We start from the raw sequence: 6,200 nt of genomic DNA, 5'->3' as shown, positions 1-6,200 counted from the left end.
TCCCTGATAGCTCAGTTGGTAGAGCACTCGACTGTTAATCGAGTTGTCACAGGTTCGAGTCCTGTTCGGGGAGCCATTTGCTCTCATAGCTCAGTAGGTAGAGTGCATCCATGGTAAGGATGAGGTCACCGGTTCGATCCCGGTTGAGAGCTTGTTACAGGATGGCCCGTTGGTCAAGGGGTTAAGACACCTCCCTTTCACGGAGGTAACAGGGGTTCGAATCCCCTACGGGTCATAGGATAGTATGGAGGCTTAGCTCAGCTGGGAGAGCATCTGCCTTACAAGCAGAGGGTCGGGGGTTCGATCCCCTCAGCCTCCACCATATTTTATTCTCTTACATGGATGAAATATAGGGGAATTGTGAATCATATGCATATTGGGGATTAGCCAAGCGGTAAGGCAACGGACTTTGACTCCGTCATGCATAGGTTCAAATCCTATATCCCCAGCCATTAAGAGCCATTAGCTCAGTTGGTAGAGCACCTGACTTTTAATCAGGGTGTCGAAGGTTCGAGTCCTTCATGGCTCACCATTGTATTACATGCGCGTGTGGCGGAATTGGCAGACGCACTAGACTTAGGATCTAGCGTCTTTGACGTGGGGGTTCAAGTCCCTCCACGCGCATCCTGTTTTTGCGGACGTGGCTCAGCGGTAGAGCATCGCCTTGCCAAGGCGAGGGTCGCGGGTTCGATTCCCGTCGTCCGCTCCATATTTGCGCCCTTAGCTCAGCTGGATAGAGCGTTTGACTACGAATCAAAAGGCCGGGAGTTCGAATCTCTCAGGGCGCGCCATCTTTTTAAAATAATATAATATCGGGATGTAGCTCAGCTTGGTAGAGCACCTGGTTTGGGACCAGGGGGTCGCATGTTCAAATCGTGTCATCCCGATATTGATTTGCGGGTGTAGTTCAATGGTAGAACTTCAGCCTTCCAAGCTGATAGCGTGGGTTCGATTCCCATCACCCGCTTACCGATTACCTAGAAGCCGAAAGGCTTCTTTTTATTTTGTCCACAATACATTAACTTCTATGTATATAGAGTATTAAATGATGCCTCTTGTCATGCACGGTTGGGGATGACTTGTGCATATCCTACATAGGCTTTTATCACCTAGACCCGGATTTCCCCTCTTACGGCCCCCTTTTTCCTGTAGTAAGGCTAAATTCGTGATCAAATCCATTGAAAATAGGAATCCTATAATTATTATGTTGCGAAATTCATGGTGATAACTCTACATCTGCTCCTTTTGTTGTGCACACTCTTCTTTATTTATGTGGGTAACACGTAGAGATTAATGAGTAAACAGATTTAGAATACTGAGATTATGGCTTTTTTGTGTATATCTTTGTGGATAGAGCGCAATGAATTTCACTTTGTCAACAAATAATAAACATATACACATCATGACACAAGAATTTGTACCTTTGAAAACGCACCTTTTAAAAGAGACTGTGCATAAAGTTTCGCCCATCAATAGCTATAAAATCAGATTTGATTTTTAAATTTCATTATTATGTATATATAACCAATATATTCTCCAAAAAAGTATTTCAAAAGCATGATTTTTTCCTGTAAATTTTGCAGCTTTTCATACGTTTTTATTGTATGATGTTAAGAAAGTGTCAAATTTCGTGTGTATACGTACCTTTGCTACAACTGAATAGGTGTGGAACAGATCAGATGGGGGGAAAAGCATGACTGAGCTTACGTTAACCGCTAACAAAAACCAATCCAACAATCTGCTACGGCGGGACGTTCGTTTTCTAGGAAATATTCTTGGTGAGGTTTTGGTTCATCAGGGTGGCAACGAACTTTTGGATATCGTGGAGAAAATACGTGAGGCAAGTAAATCGTTACGTGCCGGGTATCAGCCGGAGTTATACGAGAATTTCAAACAAATGGTCAGTGGACTGGATACGGATATTCGTCACCAGGTTATTCGCGCGTTTGCGATTTACTTTCAGTTGGTGAATATCGCTGAGCAGAACCATCGTATTCGTCGTAAGCGGGATTATGAGCATTCCGCTGGTGAAGAGGTTCAACCCGGTTCTATCGAAAGTTCCGTTCAGGAGCTTAAACAAGGAGGCTTCTCCGCAGAGGACGTTAGCAACATGCTGAATGAACTCTCTTTGGAGCTGGTCATGACTGCACATCCTACAGAAGCAACACGACGAGTAATCCTGGATATCCACAAACGTATTTCCGAAGACGTCATGCTGCTGGATAATCCGATGCTTACCTTGCGTGAGCGAGAACAGGTACGGGAAAATCTGCTTAATGAAGTAATTACATTGTGGCAGACCGATGAGCTACGTGATCGAAAGCCAACTGTATTAGATGAAGTAAGAAATGGAATGTATTATTTTCATGAGACCTTGTTTCATGTATTGCCGGATGTATACCAAGAACTGGAACGATGTTTGGTCAAATATTATCCTGAGCAAAAATGGCACATTCCAACTTATTTGAGATTTGGTTCTTGGATCGGTGGAGACCGAGACGGGAATCCATCTGTTACATCTCATGTGACTTGGGAAACATTACGTATGCAGCGCAAGTTGGCTTTGAGAGAATATCAGCACACGCTGAAAGAACTCATGGGTTACTTGAGCTTCAGTACCAGCATTGTGCGAGTTTCTGATGATTTGTTGGCTTCTATTGAAGAAGATCGCGCCCACATCACACTTAAAAAAATGGAAGTATGGCATAACGAAAAAGAGCCTTATCGCATCAAACTGGCATATATGATTGCTAAGGTGAATAACGTTTTGGATGAAAGCAAACAGGGTACCAAGGAGCGCTACAGCTCCGCGGAAGAACTTATTGCAGACCTGAATGTTATTGACAACAGCTTGCGCCATCATTTTGCTGATTATGTGGCAGACACGTATATCCAAAAGATGATTCGTCAGGTAGAGCTATTCGGGTTTCATACGGCTACGCTGGATGTGCGTCAGCATAGTCAGGAACATGAAAATGCGATGACTGAAATTCTTTCTAAAATGAATATTGTGTCAGATTACAGTAAGCTGTCAGAGGAAGAAAAAATAGATCTGCTGGAACAGCTGCTGAATGAACCGCGTCCGATTACTTCGCCGTATTTAAAATATAGTGGTAGCACACAGGAATGTCTTGATGTATATCGTACGATTTATTTGGCTCAGGAGGAATTTGGCAAGCAATCCATTACAAGCTACTTGATCAGTATGACCCAAGGAGCCAGTGATTTGCTTGAGGTCATGGTATTAGCCAAAGAGGTGGGCCTGTTCCGCATCGAGAAGGATGGCACTGTCATCTGTACGCTGCAATCCGTTCCTTTGTTCGAAACGATAGATGATTTGCACGCTGCACCTGATATTATGAGAAGATTGATGAACCTGCCTGTATATCGACAATCTGTAGCCGCCATGGATGAGCTTCAGGAGATCATGCTTGGCTACTCGGATAGTAATAAGGATGGCGGTGTGGTTACAGCGAACTGGGAACTTCGAGTCGCTATGAATAGCATTACGGAAGTAGTAAACGAGTATGGCGCAAAAGTGAAGTTTTTCCACGGACGTGGAGGAGCGCTGGGGCGTGGAGGAATGCCACTTAACCGCAGTATTCTGGCTCAGCCTCCTCATACCATTGGTGGAGGAATTAAGATTACGGAGCAAGGCGAAGTGCTATCATCCCGTTATTCGCTCAAGGGGATTGCATATCGGAGCTTGGAGCAGGCGACATCGGCGTTAATTACGGCTGCTGCCTATCATCGCTCGGGAAAGAAAGAAGTGTTCGAGGAAAGCTGGGAGGAGATTATTGCCCGTATTTCCGAGGTATCACTGGAGAAGTATCAAGATTTGATTTTCCGAGACCCGGATTTCTTCAGTTTCTTCAAAGAATCTACACCGTTGCCTGAGGTAGGCGAGCTGAATATTGGATCTCGCCCGTCCAAGCGTAAGAATAGCGAACGTTTTGAGGACTTGCGCGCCATTCCGTGGGTTTTTGCGTGGACACAAAGTCGTTACTTGCTACCCGCTTGGTATGCGGCAGGAACTGGTTTGCAAAGCTACTATCAAAACAATGAAGATAACCTTAAAGTGCTGCAAACGATGTTTAGAGACTCTGCTTTCTTCCGGTCGCTTATTGATACACTGCAAATGGCAATCGCTAAAGCGGATTTGCTGATTGCAGAGGAGTACGCTGGGATGTCGGATAATGAAGAAGCACGACAACGTATATTTGGACAGATTTCTGCAGAGTTCAAGCTGACATCTGAGTTGATTTTGAAAATAACCGGACAATCCGAGATTTTGGACGATGTACCTGTTATTCAGGAATCTATCCGGTTGCGTAATCCTTATGTCGATCCGTTAAGTTATTTGCAGGTTCAATTGCTAAGTGAGCTACGCGAGCTACGTAATCAGAACGGTGATGATGCTGAAATGCTGCGTGAGGTACTGTTGACGATTAACGGAATTGCCGCAGGCTTGAGAAACACAGGCTGATATAGTTTGGCTGTATAATACAGGCAATCGGGTACTCATGGAGTGCCCGATTGTGTTGTGTTTATAGTAATGACGCACGAGTTTGTTACTTGTGTCCATACTTCAGTTGATTTCTGGATAAAATTAAACTACGATGAATAATCATAAACATATAATAAGTAACCCATCAGCAAGTCTGGGGGAGTATAGAGTGGATAATATGGAAAGCCGCTTGGTTAGGCTGGTGCAAAAAGGTGATCAGCGAGCTTTTGCGGAGTTAGTCGAGTTATATAAAGATCGGATTTTTCATCTTTCCTACCGGATGCTAGGTAATCGTCATGAGGCGGAGGATTTGGTGCAGGAAACTTTTTTGCGTGTGTATCGCAACTTGGAAAAGTATGACCATGGGCAGAAGTTCTCAACCTGGATTTATCGGATTGCTACAAATCTGTGCATTGATCGTCTGCGAAGGAGAAAACCTACATACTCACTTGATGCTGAAATGAATGATCAAGAAGGTGTTGATGGGTACGCCATGCTTGCTAGTGAAGAGCTTACCCCTGAAGGAAGTACGCTGTTGTCGGAAACGCAAGCTTTAATTCATGACGCCATTGACAGCCTTCCGGATAAATACAAGACGATTATGGTTTTACGGTACTTGCAGGAGCTTTCCTTGCAGGAAATTAGCGATGTGCTCAATCTCCCAGTTACCACAATTAAGACAAGAGTACACAGGGGACGGGATTTTCTACGCAAAAAATTGGAGCACAAGCTATAAATGATGTGCATACATTCTAGGAAAAGAGCCTGCGTAGATGTTTTTATGAAACATAATGCTCGTTGTAACGTATGTAAGATGAGCAAAGTTTCTAAGCCGGAGCATGTTATGTTGAGAAACACGGAAGAATATTAGAAAGGATTGGCTCATATGGATTGCAAACAAGCCGTCTCTTTTATGCATGACTATCTAGATGGCGACCTGTCTGAGCAGGACAAACATGAGTTGGAACAACACTTGTTAGACTGCCCGGAATGCCGCATGCGTTTTAAAGAGCTGGAGCGGACGGATGCGATGCTTTACGGTACACGCTATCATCAAGTGCCGTGTGTATCGGATGAGCTGACATTTCGCATTATGAATGCTTTGCCGCCGCATAAAAGACAGCCTGCGGTGCCTATGCTAACTTGGGTGAAGAGGCATCCCGCTGTAACAGCTGCCGCCTTCTTCCTTATTGTGATATGCTCAAGTATGGCCAGCTTTTCTAGCACGGACCATCAATTGGTAGTCAAAGGAAGCAATCTAGATCAAGTTGTTATTCAGGGCGATACTGTAATTGTACCTGAAGGGAAATCCATTGCCGGAGATTTAACAGTACAAAATGGTGAGGCCCGTGTATACGGTGATGTGGAAGGAAATCTTACTGTGATTGACGGCTCTTACTATCAAGCTTCAACCGCCCATATTGCAGGACAGGTTAAAAGTATCGATCAAACCTTGGACTGGATTTGGTACAAGGTTACCGATTTGTTCGGGGGACCGTCTTCTCCATAAAAGAAGCTTGAAATGGCAAGAACGATATCGAGCGCCTTTTTCCGCTGGAAAAGGCGTTTTTTTGTATATGAATCTGGCGAATCGTACTGTATTTTACTGATTTTGGTGATTCTTTTGTCGCACAGCTTGCAACGTGAGCCTGATCGTTATAACCTAGATAGAGAGAGCATACTGTGTACATAT

General features: G+C 44.3%; 3 protein-coding genes and 11 tRNA genes. All 14 read left to right on the top strand.

Features of this window, described 5'->3' with window-relative positions; translation table 11 throughout:
- Positions 1–76, top strand: a tRNA-Asn gene (locus KSP24_RS24510).
- A gap of 3 nt (positions 77–79) precedes the next feature.
- Positions 80–152, top strand: a tRNA-Thr gene (locus tag KSP24_RS24505).
- 11 nt (positions 153–163) lie between these two features.
- A tRNA-Glu gene (locus tag KSP24_RS24500) sits at positions 164–235 on the top strand.
- 11 nt (positions 236–246) lie between these two features.
- Positions 247–322, top strand: a tRNA-Val gene (locus KSP24_RS24495).
- Between the two features lie 55 nt (positions 323–377).
- Positions 378–452 (top strand) — tRNA-Gln (locus tag KSP24_RS24490).
- Between the two features lie 4 nt (positions 453–456).
- Positions 457–532: transfer RNA gene (locus KSP24_RS24485), tRNA-Lys, on the top strand.
- A gap of 11 nt (positions 533–543) precedes the next feature.
- Positions 544–624 (top strand) — tRNA-Leu (locus KSP24_RS24480).
- Between the two features lie 10 nt (positions 625–634).
- Positions 635–709: transfer RNA gene (locus KSP24_RS24475), tRNA-Gly, on the top strand.
- A 5-nt stretch (positions 710–714) separates the two neighbouring features.
- Positions 715–791, top strand: a tRNA-Arg gene (locus KSP24_RS24470).
- A 22-nt stretch (positions 792–813) separates the two neighbouring features.
- Positions 814–887, top strand: a tRNA-Pro gene (locus KSP24_RS24465).
- A gap of 9 nt (positions 888–896) precedes the next feature.
- Positions 897–967 (top strand) — tRNA-Gly (locus tag KSP24_RS24460).
- Positions 968–1,693: 726 nt separating this feature from the next.
- Complete coding sequence (gene ppc, locus KSP24_RS24455; protein WP_216977057.1) at positions 1,694–4,486, top strand: phosphoenolpyruvate carboxylase; 2,793 nt, start codon at positions 1,694–1,696, stop codon at positions 4,484–4,486.
- A gap of 190 nt (positions 4,487–4,676) precedes the next feature.
- A complete protein-coding gene (gene sigW / locus KSP24_RS24450) occupies positions 4,677–5,243 on the top strand; it encodes an RNA polymerase sigma factor SigW (protein WP_013373239.1) in 567 nt (188 codons plus the stop codon).
- Positions 5,244–5,393: 150 nt separating this feature from the next.
- Positions 5,394–6,017 (top strand): anti-sigma factor, encoded by a 624-nt coding sequence (locus KSP24_RS24445; RefSeq protein WP_013373238.1) that lies wholly within the window; start codon positions 5,394–5,396, stop codon positions 6,015–6,017.
- Positions 6,018–6,200: the final 183 nt, after the last annotated feature.

Source organism: Paenibacillus sp. AK121, from assembly GCF_019042715.1.
Taxonomy (GTDB): domain Bacteria; phylum Bacillota; class Bacilli; order Paenibacillales; family Paenibacillaceae; genus Paenibacillus; species Paenibacillus polymyxa_C.
The sequence above is the reverse complement of the archived record's forward strand: the minus strand, read 5'-3'. Positions and strand labels throughout refer to the sequence as shown.

Bases quoted from the DNA above. Each gene is read 5' to 3' on its own strand.
- KSP24_RS24445 (WP_013373238.1), top strand. From the start codon at position 5,394: ATGGATTGCAAACAAGCCGTCTCTTTTATGCATGACTATCTAGATGGC.
- ppc (WP_216977057.1), top strand. From the start codon at position 1,694: ATGACTGAGCTTACGTTAACCGCTAACAAAAACCAATCCAACAATCTG.